The 18943-nt window shown below is 66.7% G+C and carries 21 protein-coding genes; 10 read left to right on the plus strand and 11 right to left on the minus strand.

Going from position 1 to position 18943, the window contains the following annotated elements:
- The first annotated feature begins 237 nt into the window (after positions 1–237).
- The 3 genes from U5919_RS03610 (at position 238) to surE (ending at position 3351) form a co-directional block, all read left to right on the plus strand.
- Positions 238–996: a prephenate dehydrogenase/arogenate dehydrogenase family protein gene (locus U5919_RS03610; RefSeq protein ID WP_336022169.1), complete on the plus strand. Its 759-nt coding sequence runs from the start codon at positions 238–240 to the stop codon at positions 994–996.
- Positions 993–2480, plus strand: coding sequence for a small ribosomal subunit Rsm22 family protein (locus U5919_RS03615; protein ID WP_336022171.1), 1488 nt, complete (start codon positions 993–995; stop codon positions 2478–2480). The genes U5919_RS03610 and U5919_RS03615 overlap by 4 nt, the downstream gene beginning before the upstream one ends.
- 67 nt (positions 2481–2547) lie before the next feature.
- On the plus strand, positions 2548–3351 hold the full coding sequence (gene surE / locus U5919_RS03620) for a 5'/3'-nucleotidase SurE (RefSeq protein ID WP_336022172.1): 804 nt from the start codon (positions 2548–2550) through the stop codon (positions 3349–3351).
- A gap of 43 nt (positions 3352–3394) precedes the next feature.
- Here the strand turns inward: surE and U5919_RS03625 are convergent, their stop codons facing one another.
- Positions 3395–4198, minus strand: a complete 804-nt coding sequence (locus U5919_RS03625) for a class I SAM-dependent methyltransferase (RefSeq protein WP_336022174.1) — start codon at positions 4196–4198, stop codon at positions 3395–3397.
- Between the two features lie 116 nt (positions 4199–4314).
- Here U5919_RS03625 and U5919_RS03630 point away from each other — a divergent pair, with 116 nt between their 5' ends.
- A complete protein-coding gene (locus U5919_RS03630; RefSeq protein ID WP_336022175.1) occupies positions 4315–5637 on the plus strand; it encodes a HEAT repeat domain-containing protein in 1323 nt (440 codons plus the stop codon).
- A gap of 79 nt (positions 5638–5716) precedes the next feature.
- Positions 5717–7429, plus strand: coding sequence for a phospholipase D-like domain-containing protein (locus tag U5919_RS03635; protein WP_336022176.1), 1713 nt, complete (start codon positions 5717–5719; stop codon positions 7427–7429).
- 22 nt (positions 7430–7451) lie between these two features.
- On the opposite strand, the gene han is transcribed toward U5919_RS03635, so the two are convergent.
- Positions 7452–9377 carry a Hef-associated nuclease gene (han, locus tag U5919_RS03640; protein WP_336022177.1) on the minus strand — a complete coding sequence of 642 codons (1926 nt, stop codon included), beginning with the start codon at positions 9375–9377 and terminating at the stop codon, positions 7452–7454.
- Between the two features lie 141 nt (positions 9378–9518).
- Between han and U5919_RS03645 the strand changes: the two genes are divergently transcribed.
- Positions 9519–10028, plus strand: coding sequence for a Mov34/MPN/PAD-1 family protein (locus U5919_RS03645; RefSeq protein ID WP_336022178.1), 510 nt, complete (start codon positions 9519–9521; stop codon positions 10026–10028).
- The gene (locus U5919_RS03650) at positions 10025–10510 is read left to right on the plus strand and encodes an FAD synthase family protein (RefSeq protein WP_336022179.1); all 486 of its coding nucleotides are present in this window, start codon (positions 10025–10027) and stop codon (positions 10508–10510) included. The genes U5919_RS03645 and U5919_RS03650 overlap by 4 nt, the downstream gene beginning before the upstream one ends.
- A 36-nt stretch (positions 10511–10546) precedes the next feature.
- Here U5919_RS03650 and U5919_RS03655 read toward each other — a convergent pair whose 3' ends face one another.
- Positions 10547–11056, minus strand: coding sequence for a hypothetical protein (locus U5919_RS03655; protein ID WP_336022180.1), 510 nt, complete (start codon positions 11054–11056; stop codon positions 10547–10549).
- Positions 11057–11202: 146 nt separating this feature from the next.
- The gene (gene coxB, locus U5919_RS03660; RefSeq protein ID WP_336022182.1) at positions 11203–11919 is read right to left on the minus strand and encodes a cytochrome c oxidase subunit II; all 717 of its coding nucleotides are present in this window, start codon (positions 11917–11919) and stop codon (positions 11203–11205) included.
- Between the two features lie 134 nt (positions 11920–12053).
- Here coxB and cyoE point away from each other — a divergent pair, with 134 nt between their 5' ends.
- Both cyoE and U5919_RS03670 read left to right on the plus strand, forming a co-directional pair.
- The gene (cyoE, locus tag U5919_RS03665) at positions 12054–13481 is read left to right on the plus strand and encodes a heme o synthase (RefSeq protein WP_336022184.1); all 1428 of its coding nucleotides are present in this window, start codon (positions 12054–12056) and stop codon (positions 13479–13481) included.
- 1 nt (position 13482) lies between these two features.
- The gene (locus U5919_RS03670; protein ID WP_336022185.1) at positions 13483–14157 is read left to right on the plus strand and encodes a DUF7546 family protein; all 675 of its coding nucleotides are present in this window, start codon (positions 13483–13485) and stop codon (positions 14155–14157) included.
- Between the two features lie 30 nt (positions 14158–14187).
- Here U5919_RS03670 and U5919_RS03675 read toward each other — a convergent pair whose 3' ends face one another.
- From U5919_RS03675 to U5919_RS03685, 4 genes are all read right to left on the minus strand, one after another.
- Positions 14188–14376, minus strand: a complete 189-nt coding sequence (locus U5919_RS03675) for a hypothetical protein (RefSeq protein ID WP_336022186.1) — start codon at positions 14374–14376, stop codon at positions 14188–14190.
- Between the two features lie 96 nt (positions 14377–14472).
- Positions 14473–14730 (minus strand): MTH865 family protein, encoded by a 258-nt coding sequence (locus U5919_RS03680; protein ID WP_336022188.1) that lies wholly within the window; start codon positions 14728–14730, stop codon positions 14473–14475.
- A gap of 253 nt (positions 14731–14983) precedes the next feature.
- Positions 14984–15310 carry a DUF7521 family protein gene (locus U5919_RS15860; protein ID WP_425604194.1) on the minus strand — a complete coding sequence of 109 codons (327 nt, stop codon included), beginning with the start codon at positions 15308–15310 and terminating at the stop codon, positions 14984–14986.
- Positions 15310–15651: an ArsR/SmtB family transcription factor gene (locus tag U5919_RS03685; protein ID WP_336022189.1), complete on the minus strand. Its 342-nt coding sequence runs from the start codon at positions 15649–15651 to the stop codon at positions 15310–15312. Before U5919_RS03685 ends, U5919_RS15860 begins: the two co-directional genes overlap by 1 nt.
- Positions 15652–16015: 364 nt before the next feature.
- Between U5919_RS03685 and U5919_RS03690 the strand changes: the two genes are divergently transcribed.
- Positions 16016–16567 carry a plastocyanin/azurin family copper-binding protein gene (locus U5919_RS03690; protein ID WP_336022190.1) on the plus strand — a complete coding sequence of 184 codons (552 nt, stop codon included), beginning with the start codon at positions 16016–16018 and terminating at the stop codon, positions 16565–16567.
- A gap of 134 nt (positions 16568–16701) precedes the next feature.
- Here the strand turns inward: U5919_RS03690 and U5919_RS03695 are convergent, their stop codons facing one another.
- The 3 genes from U5919_RS03695 to U5919_RS03705 form a co-directional block, all read right to left on the minus strand.
- Complete coding sequence (locus tag U5919_RS03695) at positions 16702–17283, minus strand: DUF7965 family protein (protein WP_336022191.1); 582 nt, start codon at positions 17281–17283, stop codon at positions 16702–16704.
- Positions 17276–17707 carry a CopD family protein gene (locus U5919_RS03700; protein ID WP_336022192.1) on the minus strand — a complete coding sequence of 144 codons (432 nt, stop codon included), beginning with the start codon at positions 17705–17707 and terminating at the stop codon, positions 17276–17278. Before U5919_RS03700 ends, U5919_RS03695 begins: the two co-directional genes overlap by 8 nt.
- Before the next feature lie 76 nt (positions 17708–17783).
- Positions 17784–18842: a glycosyltransferase gene (locus tag U5919_RS03705; protein WP_336022193.1), complete on the minus strand. Its 1059-nt coding sequence runs from the start codon at positions 18840–18842 to the stop codon at positions 17784–17786.
- Between the last annotated feature and the right edge of the window lie 101 nt (positions 18843–18943).

Here is an 18943-nt window from a genome sequence, read left to right on the forward strand (position 1 = left end):
CTCGATGCGATCGACCGTTCGGTGCCGTTACGGTGCAGATTCCGTTCCCCCAACAGGGGTACTTTCGGCTCACCGGTTAAACATACGTATCGGAGTATCAAAACAGATAATTCGGTGTCGGCGTCGTAACACGAAACGAGTCGCAGGCGTCGGAATCGACAGTCCGGCCGTGCGATCGAACACGGTCGACCGTCGCACCGAACCCCTTTTGAGTGCGGCAGCGCGTAGTCGGCGGCGATGGAGGTACTCGTCGTCGGGGCCGGCGCGATGGGTCGCTGGGCCGGCGAAACGCTCACGACGGAGTTCGAGATCGCGTTCGCCGACAGAGACGCGACCGCGGCAGCGAGCGCCGCGGACGACGTCGGCGGCCGCACCGTCGCACTCGACACCGACGAGACGTTCGACGCGGTCTGTCTCGCGGTGCCGATCACCGCCGCAGAGGCGGCAATCGAAGCCCACGCCAATCGCGCCGATCGCGCGATGATCGACGTGACCGGCGTGATGGAGGGCCCCGTGGCCGCGATGCGCGCGTACCTCCCCGATCGCGAGCGCGTGAGTCTGCACCCGCTCTTCGCGCCGGAGAACGCGCCGGGCAACGTCGCCGCCGTCGTCGACGCCACGGGGCCGGTAACGGACGCCGTACTGGATGAGATCGGCGACGCCGGGAACCACGTCTTCGAGACCGACCCCGACGAGCACGATTCGGCGATGGAGACGGTGCAGGCGGGCGCACACACCGCGGTCTTGGCCTACGCGCTCGCGGCAGAGGACGTCCGCGAAGAGTTCGCGACTCCGGTCTCGGAAGTGCTCGCGGATCTCGTCGGAACCGTGACCGACGGCACGCCGCGCGTCTATCGGGAGATTCAGGAGTCGTTCGAGGGTGCCGACGACGTCGCAGACGCCGCACGACGCATCGCCGACGCGGACGGCGACGCGTTCGAGGAGTTGTACGACGAGGCCGGGCGTCGCCACCGCGGCGAGGAGACGGATTCGTGATCGACCGCGACGCCGTCCGCGCGAACGCGCAGTACCTCCGTAACGTCCGCCCGATCGACCCCGAGGAGATCCACGAGTACGTCGACGGCACGCCACACCCCGCAGTCGTCCGACGGACCCTCAGAGCCGAGGCGTTCGACCTCCGCATCCGCGAGCGCGACGACGGGACGTTCGTCCCCGCGAGCGAGGAACCCGCGCCGCAGCCCGGCTGGAACCCCGAAACGTTCCCCGAGAAGTACGCCTTCGCCCTCGAAGACCTGCTCGTCGAGCGCTACGGCGCGAACTGGCACCGCGGCGAGAGCGGGAGGCGACTCCGAGAGACGATCAGCCGTCTGAAGGAGGATTACTACCGGCAGAACGCCGTCGAGTACGACGAGGTGGCCGCGCTGGGGTATGCGATCTACCATCTGCCCGATTATTACGCCGCGATCGGGTACGTCCTCGACGACCTCGCCGAGCGGGCGTTGCTCCCGCGGACGCTCCGGGTCCTCGACGTCGGCGCTGGCGCGGGCGGTCCCGCCCTCGGTATTTCCGAGTACCTCCCCGAGGACGCCGTCGTCGACTACCACGCCGTGGAGCCGTCGGCGTCGGCCGACGTCCTCGAACGGATGCTCGAAGAGACGAGCGAAAACTTCCGGACGACGATCCACCGCGAGACCGCCGAGGCGTTCGACCCCGACGAGATCGCGGGAGAGGCCGGGATCGACCTCGTCCTCTTCGCGAACGTGTTGAGCGAACTCGACGAGCCCGAGGCGGTCGCCGCGCGCTATCTCGACAGCGTCGCCGACGACGGCTCGTTCGTCGCCCTCGCGCCCGCGGATCGGAACACGAGCATCGGACTGCGCGAGGTCGAGCGCGCGCTCGTTCCCGCCGACTCCCCGCACTCGGTTTACGCGCCGACGCTCCGACTGTGGCCGGGTGAAGCGCCGAGCGACCGCGGCTGGTCGTTCGACCGGCGCGACGACATCGCGGCCCCGGCGTTCCAGCGTCGGCTCGACGAGGCGGGGGAGGCGGACGCTGTCGAGAAGGCCGGCGAAAGCGACGACGGCACCGACGGCGATCGCGCCAGCGGCCGTGAACCGGGCGACGGCACGTTCACGAACGAAACGGTACAGTTCTCCTACGCGATCGTCCGACCGGACGGGACGCGCCGCGCGGACGTCCGCGCCGACCCCGACCGACACGCGAAAATGGCCGAGATGGAGCGACACGTCACCAACCGGATCGACCTCTTGACGGTCAAACTGAGCCGCGACTTGACCGACTCGGAGGGTCGAAATCCGCTCTTCAAGATCGGCGATGGGAGCGAATCCGTCGAGCACTACGCCGTCTCGACGACCCGAGACTCGCTGAACGAGGCGCTGCTGCTCGCAGACTACGGTGACGTCCTCGCGTTCGAGAACGTGCTCTGCCTGTGGAACGGCGACGAGGGCGCGTACAACCTCGTGGTCGACGATCAGACGTTCGTCGACCGCGTCGCCTGAGCACGAAAACGCCGACGGCGATCCGTCCGAGCGGTACACATTTCTTTCCTCCCGCAAAGCAGCGATTATGAGCGATTACCTCTCGGTCCTCCTCACGAACGACGACGGCATCGACGCCGTCGGCTTCCGGGCGCTGTACGAGGCCATCTCCGAGTTTGCCGAGGTGACGGCCGTCGCGCCCGCCGACGACCAGAGCGCCGTCGGACGCCAGCTCTCGAACGAGTTCAGCGTGCGCGACCACGAACTCGGCTACTCCGTCGACGGCACGCCGGCCGACTGCGTCGTCGCCGGGCTCGAATCGCTCTGTTCCGACGTCGACGCCGTGGTCGCCGGCTGCAACAAGGGCGCGAACCTCGGCGCGTACGTCCTCGGCCGCTCTGGAACCGTGAGCGCGGCGGTCGAAGCCGCCTTTTTCGACGTTCCGGCCATCGCCGCGTCGCTGTACGTCCCGGGCGGCGGCGACACGCCGTGGCACGAGCAGGCCACGGAGATCGACGACTTCCGGAACGCGTCGCGCGCGACGACGTACCTCCTCCGACACGCGCTCGACGCGGGCGTGTTCGAGCAGGCGGAGTACCTGAACGTCAACGCGCCGCTGGCCGAAGGCGACGACCCCGCTCCGATCGAGATCACCGCGCCCTCGACGCTGTACGAGATGACCGCCGAACACGACGGCAACGGCACGGTGACGCTGCACGACGGCATCTGGGACCGAATGCGTTCGGGCGAGCTCCCCGACCCCCCGGGAACCGACCGGCGGGCCGTCGTCGAGGGTCGGGTGTCTGTTTCACCGCTCACCGCGCCGCACACGACGGAGCACCACGAGGCGCTCGACGCGCTCGCGGAGACGTATCTGGAGACTGCGGAGTGAAATCTGGAGACGCAGGGGTGAGCCCAGCCGCTCCGGCTCTGGTCTACGCGTCGAACACGGCGACGAACCGAAGCCGTCGGTAGTCGGCGGTCCACGCTCCCGCGTCGGCGTCGTAGAGATCCCCGCGCAGTCGGTCCTCGACGTCGGCGACGACGGCCGAGCGCTCGTCTTCGGGCACGTCCGCGAGCAGTCGGTCGCCGAACATCCCGATCCACGCGGCCATTCCGTCGTCGTCGTCTTCGAGTTCGGTCGGCCGGTCGAAGAGCCGCGCGTAGCGGACCTCGAAACCGTGCGCCTCCAGCGTCGTCGCGTGCTCGCCGACGGTCGGGAAGTACCACGGCTCCGACGCGGGCTCGTACCCTCGCTCTCTCAGTTCCGCGGCGACGGCGGCGACGATTCTAGCGACGTTTCCGCTCCCGCCCAGTTCGGCGACGTAGCGACCGCCGGGGGCGAGCGCGTCAGCGACGGCCTCGCTGACGGCGTCCTGCTCGTCGATCCAGTGTAGCGCCGCATTCGAGAAGACCGCGTCGAAGGGCTCCTCAACCACGAAGTCGCGGGCATCCGCCCGCCGGAACGCGAGGTCGGGGTACGTCTCCCGGGCGGTTTCGATCATTTCTTCGGACTGATCGATCCCCACCACCTCCGCGCCCGCGTCGGCGATGCGGTCGGTCAGGTGACCGGTTCCGCAACCTAGATCGAGGATTCGCTCGCCCGGCCTCGGATCGAGCAAGTCGACGACGTCGGCTCCGTACTCGTAGACGAACGAGTGTGAGCCGTCGTAGGCGTTCGAGTCCCAGTCGTCGGCCTCGTCGTTCTCCTCGACACTGCCCTCAGTCGGCGACGTCATTGCCGGGAGATGCGGCCGGACCGACTTAGAACGTGCCGATCGCCGTGAAGCGCGACGACCGGACCGAGAAACGAGAAGGGAAACGCTCTTTTCGGGTACGGACGGATATCAGCCATATGAGCGACGGGGACGACGAGACGGCCGCTGATTCCGACGCGGCGGCGTCCGACGAGACCGCAGACGTGACGCCCGACACCCTGAACGAGCGCCTCGACGGCGTCGAATCCGCCCTCGAAGACGCCGAGACCGAGGCCGACCTCGACGACGTCGAAGCAGATCTCGACGGGATCGAGTCGGATCTCGAAGCCGCCGACCTGCCCGAACCGGACGAGGACGACGAGGACGCAGAAGACCCGCGAGAGGAGCTCGAATCGCGCGTCTCGGAGCTCCGCGACGACCTCGAATCGAAGCGCGGTCCCTACGCCACAGACGTCGTCGAGGATGTCGAGGCCGCCCGCTCGAAGATCACCGACACGCGCTGGACCGAGCAGGGCGCGGGCGAGATCGTCGACGTCGTGGCGGCGTTCGCCGACAGCGTCGGCAGCACACTCGACGTCGATATCGCCGTCGACCAAGACGCAAGCGGCGAGGAACAGGAGGAAGCGCTCGTCGACGCGCTTGAGGAAACCATCGCGGCCGTCGAGGACGCGGACCTCGACGCAGACGAGGACGCCGACACGATCGCGTCCTTGATCGACGCGACCGACGAGCTCGAATCCGGGCTCGAAGACGCCCAAGAGTGGGACGATCTGGAAGTCAACGAACAGCTGATGGCAGAGGGATTCTACGACGTCCTCGGGCACTACAAGGACTACCCGCCGGAGCTGTCGGCGCTCAAGGAGTGGGAGAAGCGCGACCGCGTCGATATGATCCTGCTCGCGAAGGAGAAGCTCCAGTCGGAGTTCATGCAGGAGCACTGTATGGACGCGCTGATCCGGATGGCGAACCCCGAGGCCTTCGAGGAGATGCACGAACTCGCCCAGCGCCGCGACAAGCCCGCGATCACGGCGCTCGGTCGGATGGGCGAGGGTGCCGAGGAGGCCGTCGAGACGCTCGTCGAGTACGTCGACGCCGATTCGGACCCGGCGCTCCAGAAGGTGACGCTCCGCGCGCTCGGCGAGGTCGGCTCGACTGAGGCGACCCAAGCGATCGCGGACAAACTCGAGATGGACAACGACAACGTCCGGCCGTACGTCGCCCGCGCGCTCGGCCTGATCGGCGACACCCGCGCGGTCGATCCACTCACGGACACGCTGGCCGAAGACGACAGCGAAACCGTCCGCGCGGCCGCCGCGTGGGCACTGCGACAGATCGGTACGGAGGACGCGCTCGAAGCCGTCGCCGAGTACACCGACGAACGTTCCTACCTCGTCCAGCACGAGGCCGAACTCGCGGTCGCCACGCTCGGCGAGAGCGACACCAAAGCGCCGACGGCGTAACGAGGACGGTTCCTCCCTTGGCGGTCTCTCTCTTTTCGACCGGCGAGGGTTTATATCCGAACAGGGGACCAGAGGCCCCGTGTCACGCCGAGTGCGACAGCGTCGTCCCGAGCCCGAAGCGACGCGACCGCCGAGCGACCGCGCCGTGCGCGCGCTCTTTCTCGCAGTCGTCGTCGCGCTCGCGGTGATCTCCTCTGCGGGTGTCGTTTCAGCCGACGCTGAACCGCGGGTCGTCGGCACCGACGCAGCAGTGCAGACTGCCGTCACCGACGACGCCCCGCGGATCGTCGCCGTCTTTCCGGATCCGGTCGCGGCCGACGATGTCGGCGAGTACGTCGTCGTCGATGCCGCGGGCGCGTCGAATCTGACCCTGTCGGACGGGGAGTCGACGGTCCCGATCCCGCCCGACGGCGTCGTCGCCCTCTCCGTGGCTCCGAACGCGACGCGCGAACTCGTCGACGTCCCCGTCGTCGACGCCGGGCTCGCCCTCTCGAACGCGGGCGAAACGCTCGTCCTCCGTCGCGACGGGGTCGCCGTCGATCGACTCGAATACGGGCGATCGCGGGAGGGAGAGCGGCTGAACGCTTCCACCAACGGGTGGACGCCGCGGGGGTTGACGCCGCGCCCGGTCGTCGCGACCGGCCCGGCGAACGCGACGGCGTTCGTGCTCCCGGACGCGCCCGACGTGCCGATCGAGACGCTCGAAGGGGCCGACGAGCGGATCCTGCTCGCGGGGTACACGTTCACGTCACCGAGAGCAACGGAGGCTCTGCTCGCGGCCACCGACCGCGGTGTTCGTGTCCGCGTGTTGCTGGAGGGCGGGCCGGTCGGCGGGATGACGACCGCCCAGCGCGAGCGACTCGACCGACTCGTCGCCGGCGGGGTCGACGTCCGCGTGATCGCCGGCCCGTACGCTCGGTTCGTCTTTCACCATCCGAAATACGCCGTCGCCGACGGCGCGGCGCTGGTGATGACGGAGAACTGGAAACCGTCGGGGACCGGGGGGAGAAACAGTCGCGGCTGGGGCGTGCGCGTCGATTCCGAAGCGACGGCCGACGAACTGGCCGCGGTCTTCACCCACGACGCCGACGGGATCGACGCCCTCCCGTGGCGACGGTATCGGACGAACGCGACGTTCGTCGAGGAATCGCCAGCGAGCGGCTCGTTCGACGCCGAGTTCGAGCCCGAAACAGTCGCCGTCGACGAGGTTCGCGTCCTGACCGCGCCCGGGAACGCGGGCGCGGCGGTTCGGAAGTCGATCGCGGCGTCCGAGGAGCGCGTCGACGTTCTCACGCCCCGACTCGATCCCGACGGGGCGTACTTCGCCGCGCTCGTCGACGCCGCCGAGCGCGGCGTCCGCGTCCGAATTCTGCTCTCGAACGCGTGGTACGACCGAGAGTCGAACCGGGCGGTCCTCGAGCAGGCGGACGCGCTCGGAGAACGCGGCCTCCCGATCGAGGCGCGAATCGCCGAACCGAGCGGCCGATTCGGGAAGATTCACGCGAAAGGCGCGGTGATCGACGGCGAGACGGTGCTCGTCGGCAGTCTCAACTGGAACGCGCACGCGACGACCGAGAACAGGGAAGTCGTCCTCGCGCTCGATGGCACGGAACCGGGGGCGTACTACGGCGAGACGTTCGTCGCTGATTGGAAGGCGTCCGCCGCCGACGCTGACGGCGGGACCGGCGCGCCGGAGTCGGACTGGAAAACGCGGACGACGCTGGCGCTCGGGGCGCTTTCGGGTGTCGCGATCGCGGGGTCGCTGCTCCGGCGGACGGTGAGATTCGAATGACGGGTGTCCCGCGGATGCGGCCTCAGACCTCGGTGTCGACGATCGCTTGCGAGGAGAGCTCCTCGTCGAGTTCGGCCTCGGCCATCTTCTCGACGAGGCTGTCGATGACGTCCTCGCGCATCCCCTTGACGAACTTGATCGACCCGACGACGAGGTGGCCGCCGCCGGAGACGCCGCCGCCGACGACCTCCTCGTTCAGTTCGGCGACCATCCGCGGGATGTCGAGGCGGACGCCGTCCGAGCGGAGGACCGCGAAGTCCGGCCCGTAGCCGATCGTGATGACCGGTTCGCCGTGCTCGCGGACCTTCAGGTCGTGGAGCTTGCCGGTGGTCTTGCCCGGTGCGGGGTACGTGAAGCGGTGCGCCCACTCGTCGAGATCGACGGTGTAGAGGTGCGCGTCCGACGCCAGCCGCTCGTGTTCGAGGTGCGACGCGGCGGCGTCCATCTGCCGTTCGACGTCGCGCTCGGCGCGGGTCGCGAGGAACTCGACGAGCTCTCGATGCCGCGACTCGTCGTCGCAGCCGACGTTCAGCACGTCGTTGACGAGCGACTGGCCGTCGTTGTAGCGCAGCCAGTGGGCGGCGTAATCGAGCGCCTCGCCGACGTCGAGCAGGCGGTCGCGGTCGTAGCCCTCCGCCTCGGCCAGCGCGATGTACTTCTCCATCGCGTCGGCCTTCGAGCGGTCGGCGAGTCCCGCGACGGCGGGGACGTGCCGCAGGTCGTCGGTGAGGTCGGGATCGATCATCCGCGCGAGTTCGACGCACATCATCCCGGTGGTGATCCGGTAGTCCTCGTCGTAGAGGTAGGGGTTGACGTGCGCGTCGAGGAGGTCTTCGACGGCGTCGGGGTCGGGGTGGTGGTGGTCGACGACCGCGATGGGCATATCGTAGTGCGCGAGGTTCTCGTAGGCGGGGACGTCCTCCTCGGTCGAGCCGTTGTCGAGCATCAGGAGGAACGGGAGGCGCTGGCCGTGGCGGGCGCGTCCTTCGAGCGCGAAGTTCAGATCGCGCGTGACGTCTTCCATCTCGTAGAAGGGGGCTTTCGAGGGGAGCCGCTTGACGAGGTGTCGCGAGGCACCCGCGTCGTCGTGGACGGATTCGATGAAGTTCGAAAGCGCTAGTTGAACGGGGACCGACGCGCACATCCCGTCCCCGTCGGCGTGGTGACGGACGCGGATCGGCCGCCCTTCGAGGACGGTCCGGCGAAGCAGTTGCGCGAGGTCTTCGAGGTCCTCTCGGAGCTTCTCGAAGGCGGGCCACTCGACGAGCGGTTCGACGCTCACGGGAGAAGCGCGCTCGTCGAGTGCGGCGTCGAGGCGCTGGCGGGCCTCCATAGCCGCCTCGTCGTCGAGGCGGGTCAGCGAGTCGACCTCGATCTGGACGGAGCCGTCGTGTGATTCGACCGTCCCGCCGACGCGAACGACGTCTTCGACGTCGACCGCGGGGTAGGCACGAACGCCAGCTTCGTGGAACGCCGCCGCGGAGACGATTCCGGTCTCGTCGACGACGCGGAAGAGCGTCGGGCCGCCCGTCTGCTTGATCTGTGCGACCTGCCCTTCGACGTGGACGGTGTCGCCCGCGTTCAGGTCCTCGATCGGCGTGATGTCGGGCTCGTGATCGACGACGACCGTCTGGTACGTCGACCCCTCGAAGACGTCGAACGCGAGATCGCCGTTCTCCTTGACCTCTTCGAGCGTCACGGTCAGGCGGTCGCCGACCTCGTAGGAGCGGTTCAGGTTCGACTCGTGAACGAGCCCGGACACCTCGTCGGAGACGTCGACGAAGATGCCGTACTCGACGACGCCGTTGACGACGGCTTGGTAGTGCGCGCCCGCCTCGACGTCTTCGAGCGTGCAGTTCGGTGCGAGATCGTAGACGACAGGTCGCGCGTCGCCCTCCGAATTCGGAGCGGACTCGCCGCCGGAATCCCCGGCGTTCTCGGCAGTCATACTGGCAGAAAGTGGTGCGTCGCGGTTAAGACTTTACAATTGCCGGCGAACGATCCTCTCCAATCGCCACCGAGCGCCCCGCTTCGGCGAACTGACGTCGCCCTCGAAACCTTTAGAAGGAGACGACACCGAGGTCCGGCTATGCGACTCTTCCGGTCGAGCGGCGTGCTCGGCATCGCTGCCGACGCACTCGACTTCGCACGGGAGGCCTCCCAAGAGACCCACCCCGACGAGTATATGGGATTTCTCCGTGGCGAGGACGCCAGCAACTTCGATCTGGACCGCTCCGGAACGGTCATTACCGAGGTGTTGATCGTCCCGGGGACGCGATCGAACCCGGTCAGCGCCACCGTCGACAACAACATGATTCCGAACGACCACCACTCGGTGGGATCGATTCACTCGCATCCGAACGGCGTTCTCAGACCGAGCGACGCCGACCTCGACACGTTCGGACAGGGCGAGGTCCACATCATCCTCGGCCACCCGTACGGCCCGCACGACTGGAAGGCGTTCGACCAGAACGGCGACGTCCGCGACCTCGAAGTGCTCGACATCGACCTCCCGGACCCCGAGGAGTTCTTCGATTTCACCGAAGCCGACCTCGACATCGACTACACCGAGACCGACACCCGGAGGGACCGTTGGTGACGCGCCGCATCGTCGCGCAGGGGACATTTGATCTCGTTCACCCCGGGCACATTCACTACCTCTCGGAGGCGGCCGCGATGGGGGAGGAACTGCACGTCATCGTCGCCCGGCGACAGAACGTCACCCACAAGGAACCGCCCGTCCTCCCCGACCGACAGCGGCGCGACGTCATCGACGCCCTCGAGGTCGTGACCGAGGCCCACCTCGGCCACACCGAGGACATCTTCGTGCCGATCGAGCGCATCGACCCCGACGTGATCGTTCTCGGCCACGATCAACACCACGACGACGACGCCATCCGCGACGCGCTCGCCGCGCGCGGACTCGACTGCGAGGTCGCGCGGGCGTCGGCCAGACCGAAGCGCTACGACGAGGAGTTGCTGTCGACCGGCCGGATCGTCGATCGGATCCTCGAATCGCGGGGTTGCGACGACGAGTCGAATCCCGAGGGATCGGTGTCCGACGCCGATTCGAGCGCGTAGCCGCCGACTGTCCGTCCGCACCGTCGCCACCGGTCGTTACGGTCGTGTGGGAACCGATCGGCTCACGAGCGCGTACACCGGACCAAGGATGACACCGTAGACGATGTGTGCAAAGCCGAATGCGAGTGCGGACCCGAAACCGCCGAGTCCGGGAATCGGGACGAACGGCAGAGGCAGTCCCGCGTCGATGCCGGCATTCACCCAAAGCGGAAAGATCACTCCGCCCGTCACGAGGCCCAGAAAGGCACTGTAGCCCACGCCCAACCCGACGTACGTCGAAAGCGACATCGACTCTCGACGGACGATCGGCCGGGAGAGGACGGCCGCGAAGACGAGCGCGAACACGACGCTGTTCGCGAGGTGGGCGACCCACCCGCCGACGAACGATCCCATCCCGTAGAGGGCCCCGATGAGCGGTAACAGCCGCGTCCCGACCGACAGTATCAGGCCCATCCCCGTCCCCGCCACGAGCCCAGCGACGACGGCGGCGACCCACGGGTGGTAGCTGTCCCCGCCCTCCTCGCGCTGCTGGAACTCGGTCGTCATTCTCCCCTAAACCTAGGACGATTTACAATATTAACGTGCCGGCGGTATCGGGCGTGACGACGGATATCGACGGGTGCAGAGCAGGTAGACGAATCGGTCAGAAGGGCAGAAGAGACATGTGCGATCGGACCGAGCGGCCGGAATCGTTACTCTTCGCTGCTGTTCTGCTGTTCGTCGAGCCAGTCTTGGTACTCATCCTGAGAGACGACATCGAGCGTGAAGTACATCTGCGAGTGCGCCACGCCGCAGTACTCCGTGCAGTAGCCTTGGTAGGTACCCTCCTCGTACGGAACGGTCCGGACGGTGTTCACCTGACCGGGCATCGCGTCCACTTTGAGCGCCAGTTCCGGCACGTGGAACCCGTGGATCACGTCCCGCGAGGTCACCTCGATGACGACCGGGCGGTCCTCCGGCACGACGATCTCGGTGCCGGTCGAGAAGTTACCGCTCTCTGGGTACGACATCTCCCAGCCCCACTGGTACGCCTCCGCGTGGACGACGACCGGTTCGCCGGAGGCGTCCTCGACCTGCGGCGGGCCGGCGACGTTCTCGTTGGCGAGCACGCCGTAGGAGGCGACGCCGACGAAGAGCAGGATGACCGCCGTCGCGATCGTCCACGTGATCTCCAAGCGCCGGTTTTCCTTCGTCGGCGACGGGTCGTCGTTGTTCCGGAACTTTACGATCGTGTAGATCAGAATGCCCTCGACGAGCAGCGTCACGGGAACGGCGATGTACAGCAGCTTCCCGTTCAGCCCGTTGATGAGCTCCGCGCTGGCGGACGCCTGCGCGGCGACCGGGTCCGCAGCGAGGCCTGCCACCAGAACCGTGAGCAGTGAAACGAGTGCCAAACGCGTCTTTCGCATCGATCTGGAGTTGGGAACTGCAACGTAAATAGTTGCTGACTTTCGCCATCGACGCCCCCGTCCGGCCCCGCGGGTTGCCCCCGAAAGCGGGGTTTCTAAGTACGGTGATCTCCAACGTCGCGTAGGTGTACTTCGTGGCGTCGACCGCAACTCACAACCCGTCGACCGCAACCCACAATCGGTTTCACGGCCTGCTCGCGGCGACGGCTATCGGCGTCTATCTCCTCTTGCTCGTCGGCGCGACGACCGCGCTGACGGACGCCGCCGCGTCGTGTGCGGCGTGGCCCGCGTGCGGGAACGGATGGACGACGCCGGACTCGGCGGTCGGATGGCTCGCGCTCGGGCACCGGATCGGCGCGGTCGCCGTCGGGCTGCTCGGCGTCGCGACGATCGTCGCGGGCATCCGAGCGAACGTGAGCCGTCGGGTTCTCGGCTCGATGCTACTGGCGGGCGTGCTCTATCCCGTGCAGGCCGGCCTCGGAGCGCTCGTCGCCCTCGGCGGCGCGAACGCGACGCTTTCTGCGGTCCATCTGACCGTCGGAACGGGGATCTTCGTCTCGCTCGTGGCCGCGCTCGCGTGGACGCTGGAGGCGGAGACCGGCGACCCGAACGAGGAGCCGGTCGACAGTGTCGACCTCTCTCCGCCCGTCGAGACGACGTACGAGCCGACGGTCCCGACCGACCGCCGGGAGCGACTCGTCGCGACGGCGAAAGCGTACCTCCGGCTGACCAAGCCCCGACTGATGTGGCTGCTCTGTCTCGTCGCGGCCGCCGGGATGGCGCTGGCGGCGACGACCACCGGCGGGCTGACCGTGCCCGTCGTGCTCGCGACGCTCGGCGGCGGCGTGCTCTCGATCGGGGCGTCGGGGACGTTCAACCACGTCTTCGAGCGCGACATCGACAGACGGATGCAGCGGACCAGCGACCGCCCGCTCGCGACCGACCTCGTCCCCGTGCGCAACGCGCTGGCGTTCGGACTCCTCTTGGCCGCCGGGTCGGTCGCGCTGTTCGCGTGGGTCAACGTCCTCGCGGCCGTTCTCGGGGTCGCCGCGATCCTCTTTTACAGCGTCGTCTACACGCTGCTCTTGAAGCCGAACACGGTCCAGAACACCGTCATCGGCGGTGCGGCCGGGGCGCTTCCGGCGCTCATCGGCTGGGCGGCCGTCGCAGGCGACATCGGATTCGGCGGGCTCGCGCTCGCGGCGGTCATCTTCCTGTGGACGCCCGCGCACTTTTACAACCTCGCCTTAGCGTACAAAGACGACTACGAGCGCGGCGGTTTCCCGATGATTTCGGTCGTCCGAGGCGAGACGGAAACGAGAAAACACGTCCTGTGGTACCTCGCCGCCACGCTCGTCGCCGCCGGCGCGTTGGCCTCGATGAACGCCCTCGGCCTGCTGTACGCGCTCACGAGCGTCGTCTTCGGCGGCCTGTTCCTCTACTTCGCCGTCCGCCTGCACTACGAACAGGACGAGTCGGCCGCGTTCCGCTCGTTCCACGCGTCGAACGCGTACCTCGGCGCGCTCCTGCTCGCTGTCGTCGTCGACGCGCTGGTGGTGTGAGATGTCGACGACTGCGCACGTACGGGATATCGACGCGAATGACCTCCTCTACGGTGCGCTCGTCGGCAACACGCTAGCCGCGCTGGCGATCGGGTACGTGTTGCTCGCGAGGATCACCGTCACCCAACCGCGCTATGCGGTGTACGGGCTGTTGTGGATCTTCGTCGGATTCCTCGTCTTCTGGAAGACCGACCCCGAGCCGACCGATGATCGGACCCGCCGGCGCGCGCTCGTGGTCGCCGGGCTGTACTTCGTCGCCCTCGCGGTCGCCGGCGGGGTCGTCGTCACCGCGATGCGCCCCGGGGCGGGCGAGTTCGGGATCCGGCTGGCGACGCTCGCACCGGGCTGGGGACCCGCACCCATCCTCTGGACTCCGTGGGCGGCGTTCGTGTTGATGCCCGCCCGCGTCGTCGGCTACCTCGCGCTGGCGTATCTGGTGTACGCGACCGTGATCGACGCCGCGGGTGCCGCCGTCTCCGGTATCGTCGGCCTCTTCTCGTGTGTCTCCTGTTCGTGGCCGATCCTCGCGTCACTGCTCTCCGGCGTCGCCGGCGGCGGATCGGCGGTCGTCGCCGCCACGTTCGACTTCTCCTACGACATCTCGACTGCGGTCTTCCTCGTCACGGTCGCGCTCCTCTACTGGCGGCCGCTCGTCGTCGGGCGTCTGGGGAAGTAAAAACGTAGCCGGGGCCGAACCGGGTCGGTCTCAGGCGAAGCCGACCGGTTCGGGACGTCGCGTCCGGTCCGGAGTCGGGTTCTCGGGTTGGTGCTCTTCGGTCGGGTCGTGGTCGTCGTCCGATTCGCGCGCGTCGGTGCGGTCCTCGGTCGCTTCTCTCGGGCCAGTCTCGTGTTCCAACCTCGCCAGCGCCTCTCGCCGCCGGGTATGGTAACACATACCAAATTAAACGTTAGCGATAGACGAATAAAAAGCTACCTGCGAGCGCCGCGATCACGTTCAGACGGGCATTTGTCGGTTTGATCGCCGCCGGCGTCAAATCATCCCTTCGGCTTTGAGCCCCTCGATGACGTCGTCGACGAGCGATTCGACGTCGTTGTAGGGGAAGTCTTGGTGACTGCCGAGTTTCGCGGCCATCTCCATCGCGGTGAGCGTCACGTCGCCGGCCTCGAACTTCGTGCCCGGACCGTTCGGGAGCGCGGGGACGAGATCCATCTGGCTGCTCACGGGAAAGTCTGCGCCACTGAACGCGTCGGTGAACTGCTGGCGGAGTTCCGCCTCTACGTCTGCCATAGCCGTCACGTCCGAGACAATCCGCAAAAGCGTTGCGAAACCACCTTTTTACTGCGGAGGGGTCCAGTGGACCCCTCCGCGCAAAAACCTGGAGGGAAAAACTTCCCGCGAGGCTCGCGTGCGCTCGCCTCGCGGTACAATCGCTGGCTGACCGTAACAGCACGCAACCGCGACTACAACACGGCTCTGCTGGAATATTATTTTTCAGACAGAGATTTGTGTGAAACACCCATTTGGTAGAGGTGCGTGTTGATCACGTCCGTCTACTGTGGAGTGAGTAGATGACAATGCTGATACCAACCGCTTCGGAGAGCCGTGAGACGGTCAGTGTCAGTGAGATTGCTCCCGTTCCAGGAGTAGTATACCGCGCGACGAACCAGGGGATAACAATGAGTTCAGCCAGTGTAGGGATCACTGTGATAAGTAGCATCCCGACCGCGAGTAGTAGCATTGGACGACTTTCGTTGCGTCGGTATCCCTGATAGGCTCGCCAGCTAATAACGAATCCAAGGATAACTACTACTATGCCAATGGCGAACGCGATGGCATCTGGAGTTGGAATCAGTCCACTCTGAATCATTAGAGGTTCTCCCAGATGTCCGTGAACCGGTCTGCTGGATGGTCACGCCGAGTGACTGTCACCTCAAAGTCGTCCTCGGTCAGTTCCACGACGATCCGGTCCAATTGTGCTTCGTAGACGCTTCGATGATGCCCGTTAGGACTCAAGTCGGTCGATTCGATTAAGAGATCTACGGCTTGCAACTGCTCAATTCGTTGGTACACGGTCGAACGAGAGGCGTCGAGTTCCTCTGCAAGTTGGCGGGCTGGCATAGGTTTTCCATTTGTGGCCCTGAGGATACCCCGTGCATACTCGTCGTCAAGGAGGGCAAACACATCAGCGGGAACGGTATCCTTGGCCACAAGACCACTATTTAGCGGGAGGTAGTTAATGTGGAAGGCAGTGTTTCCTGCTCACGGACAGTCACTGTCCCTTTTTATGCATATTCACGTGGCTTTCCGTTGCGCGGCTTTGCAGCGACCTCGGATTTGCGATAATCCTCGCCAATTTAGTTGATAGAATAGTTCTCTGTACTGAGGAATCGATCCCTTGCTGAGGATTTCAGAAAGCCCAACATACAATATCCGCATCCGCCAGTGCATCGCACCCACGACTACAGCGACGACGTGTCGCAGGCGCTGCGATCTACAGAACGTCCCGCTCGCCACATCCCGATCGACGAGACAAACCAAAGTATTCACTACAGCCGACTCCCAACGGCCGTGTATGACTGACGGCAACGCGGATATGTCCCGTCGCGCCTTCCTCACGACCGCGGCCGGAACCGCTGCGGTCGCCGGCGCTACCGGAGCCGCTGCGGGGCAAGAAGGCGGTGGATCCGAACAGGTTCTCGTCGGCCCCGACGGATCGCTCGTGTTCACGCCCGGGACGGACGAAACGCTCGAGATCCTTCCGGGGACCACTGTCGAGTTCGTCTGGGAATCGGACAACCACAACATCGTCGTCGACAGCCAGCCGGAGGATGCCAACTGGGAAGGCCACGAGACCCTCGAAAACACCGGGTTCACATACGAGCACACGTTCGAGACGCTCGGCACCTACGAGTACTACTGTGATCCTCACGAGGTCTCGGGAATGGTCGGCACCATCGACGTCGTCGAAGAGATCTCGACGCCCGAACCCTCGAACGTGCCGCAGGTGCCGGACTCCGCGAAGACGCTCGGCGTGGCGACGACGTTCGCGATGGTCGCGACGCTCGGCCTCGCGTTCTTCTTTATGAAGTACGGCGGCAACTACGAACTCGAAGACGACGAATAGCCGCCCGATTCGAACGGTTCACATCCGTTCGAGCACTCACCGCTTCGGTGCTTCGAGGATTGACAACCTCCGAGGCTCCGAGAGCCACACTTCTCCGATACTTCGAGAACCGCACGTCTCCCTCCGCGTCCGTTTCAACCGCCCTCGACCGGCGGGATCACCCACTCGCTCGCTCTGAGGAGCGCGACGTTGACGACGGCGAACAGCGCTCCCACGATCGCACCGATAATCGCACTGACGACCGCGCCGATACCTCCCAACAGCGCGATCGACGTCACGATGGAGGGATCGTCGACGGCGACGACCGCGCCGCCGACGAGAATGATACCGACGACGAATCCGCTGCCGACGCCGGCTCCGCCGAGTGCACCCCGAGAAAGCAGCTGCAGTACTCCGGGTCGCCGGGCGAGGCCGCCGTCGGCGAGCACCCATCGGACCCCGGCGACGACGAGCCCCCACAGGTACCCGAAGAGCAGCAGGCCGGTGACCGTCCCGAGTCCCGCGAGCGCGTCACCCAACGCGCCAGAGAGGTGCACCGAAAGCAGGAGCAGCAACGCGAGCGCGACGAGATCGAACGTCGCGACCGACAACGCCTCGAAGGGGGCGGCGCGCTCTCGGGCGGTGTCGCCGTCCGCGTCGACGTTATCGGCGTTGTCGGCATTACTGGCGTTGCCTGCGTCGGCGACGGTGTCGGCCTCGTCTGTCCCGTTATCCATGGGCCAGTACCTCCGCGAGAACGACGACCACGACGAGGACCCACACCGTGTTGGCGTACAGCAAGCGGAGCCTGTCAGACGCGAGGTCGGTGACCGATTGCCCCCGCGTCCGCACCCGAAGCACGGCGAGCGAACGGACGATCGAGAGGACGACGAATCCGAGCACGACGAACAGCTTGGCCGTCAGCACGCTCCCCCATCGGGTCGACGGTCCCGGCGGTCCGAGCGCACCGAGGTTCCCGACGCCGGTCGCGACTATCAGGCCGATCGCGACCCAGAAGACCGACTCGAAGCGCCGCAGCGTCGCGACCGGGGTTCGGTCGTTCGCGCGAAGCGTCTGCCAGACGGCGGCGGCACCGCCGAGAACGACCGCCATTCCCAGCACGTGTACGACTCGAACGAGCGTGTGGAGGGCACTCGACATCGTCTCCCCGTACGACAGACCGGGACGTAACTCTGGGGGACTACACCGGTCTCGTCGCTCTCGTCCGAAAAGCCGCTCAGAAGAACCCGTAGTCGTCGATCGCCGACTCGAAGAGCCGCTGGTACGACCGGAGGATCCGTCCGTGGTCGTAGCCGACGAACGCCTCGTTGACCGACGCCGGTTCGTGCGCGGCCGCGGCGGCGACCTCGTCGGCGAGCTCCTGCGGGCTCGTCACGCGCGCGCCGCGATCGAAGTTCTCGACGAGTTCGTGCGCGCTCGATCGCGCCTGATACTCGACGATTCCGACGCAGCCGCAGGCGAGCGCCCAGAGCAGCTCGCGGGCGAACGGCTCGACCGTCGCGGTCTGGGCGAACACGTGCGCGCCCTTCAGAATCGGGACGAACTCGTCGGGGTCGAGATCGCCGAGGAAGGAGACGCGGTCGTCGATTCGGAGGTCGGCGGCGGTTCGCTCGACGGAATCGCGCTCGGGACCGTCACCGACGACGACCGCCCGCCACTCGCGGTCGCGGAGTTCAGCGAGGGCGAGCAGGAACGTCTCCGCGTTGGCGTGCTCGTCGAGCCGGCGCGCGTAGACGAGGTCCGCGCGGCTGTCGACATCGCTCTCGCGGACGAGGTCGAAGTCGATCGACTCCGGGACGAGCGTGATCGAGTCCGCGTCCGCGCCGCGTTCCCGAGCCGCTGTCTTGACCAGCCGCGACGGGGCGATCACGCGATCTGCGCCGCCTGCGGCCCGGCGGGCCATTCGGTCGGTATCGCCCTCGCGCTCGGCCCACCAGTCGACGACGACCGGGACGCGGAGGATTCGTGCGGCCGTCTTGGCGGCGACGACCTGTGACGGCGGACTGTTCGCACAGTGGATCACGTCCGGTGAGACGCGTCGGAGGGCGAACGGCAGCTTCGATGTGAACGATCGAACTGCGGGTGACTCCGTGACAGCGACGTACTCGACGCCGTGCTGCTCGAACGCGTCGACGGGGCCCTCCCACCACTTCGCACAGCAGAAAAACACCTCGTGGCCGCGCGAAGCGAGTCCTTCCGCGACCCGGCGAAGGCGTTGCGTCGCGCCGTCGGAACGCCGTTGATCGGTGTACAGCGAGACGAACGCGACGCGCATACCCGACGGTTTCGTCGCGGTGATAAAAATCTTCGACATTCGACGGGCGGTCCCGCGTCCGTCCCCGGGGAACGGACCGGACGGAGGGATCAGTCCGTTCT

This window comes from Halobellus sp. LT62 (genome assembly GCF_037031285.1).
Taxonomy (GTDB): domain Archaea; phylum Halobacteriota; class Halobacteria; order Halobacteriales; family Haloferacaceae; genus Haloquadratum; species Haloquadratum salinisoli.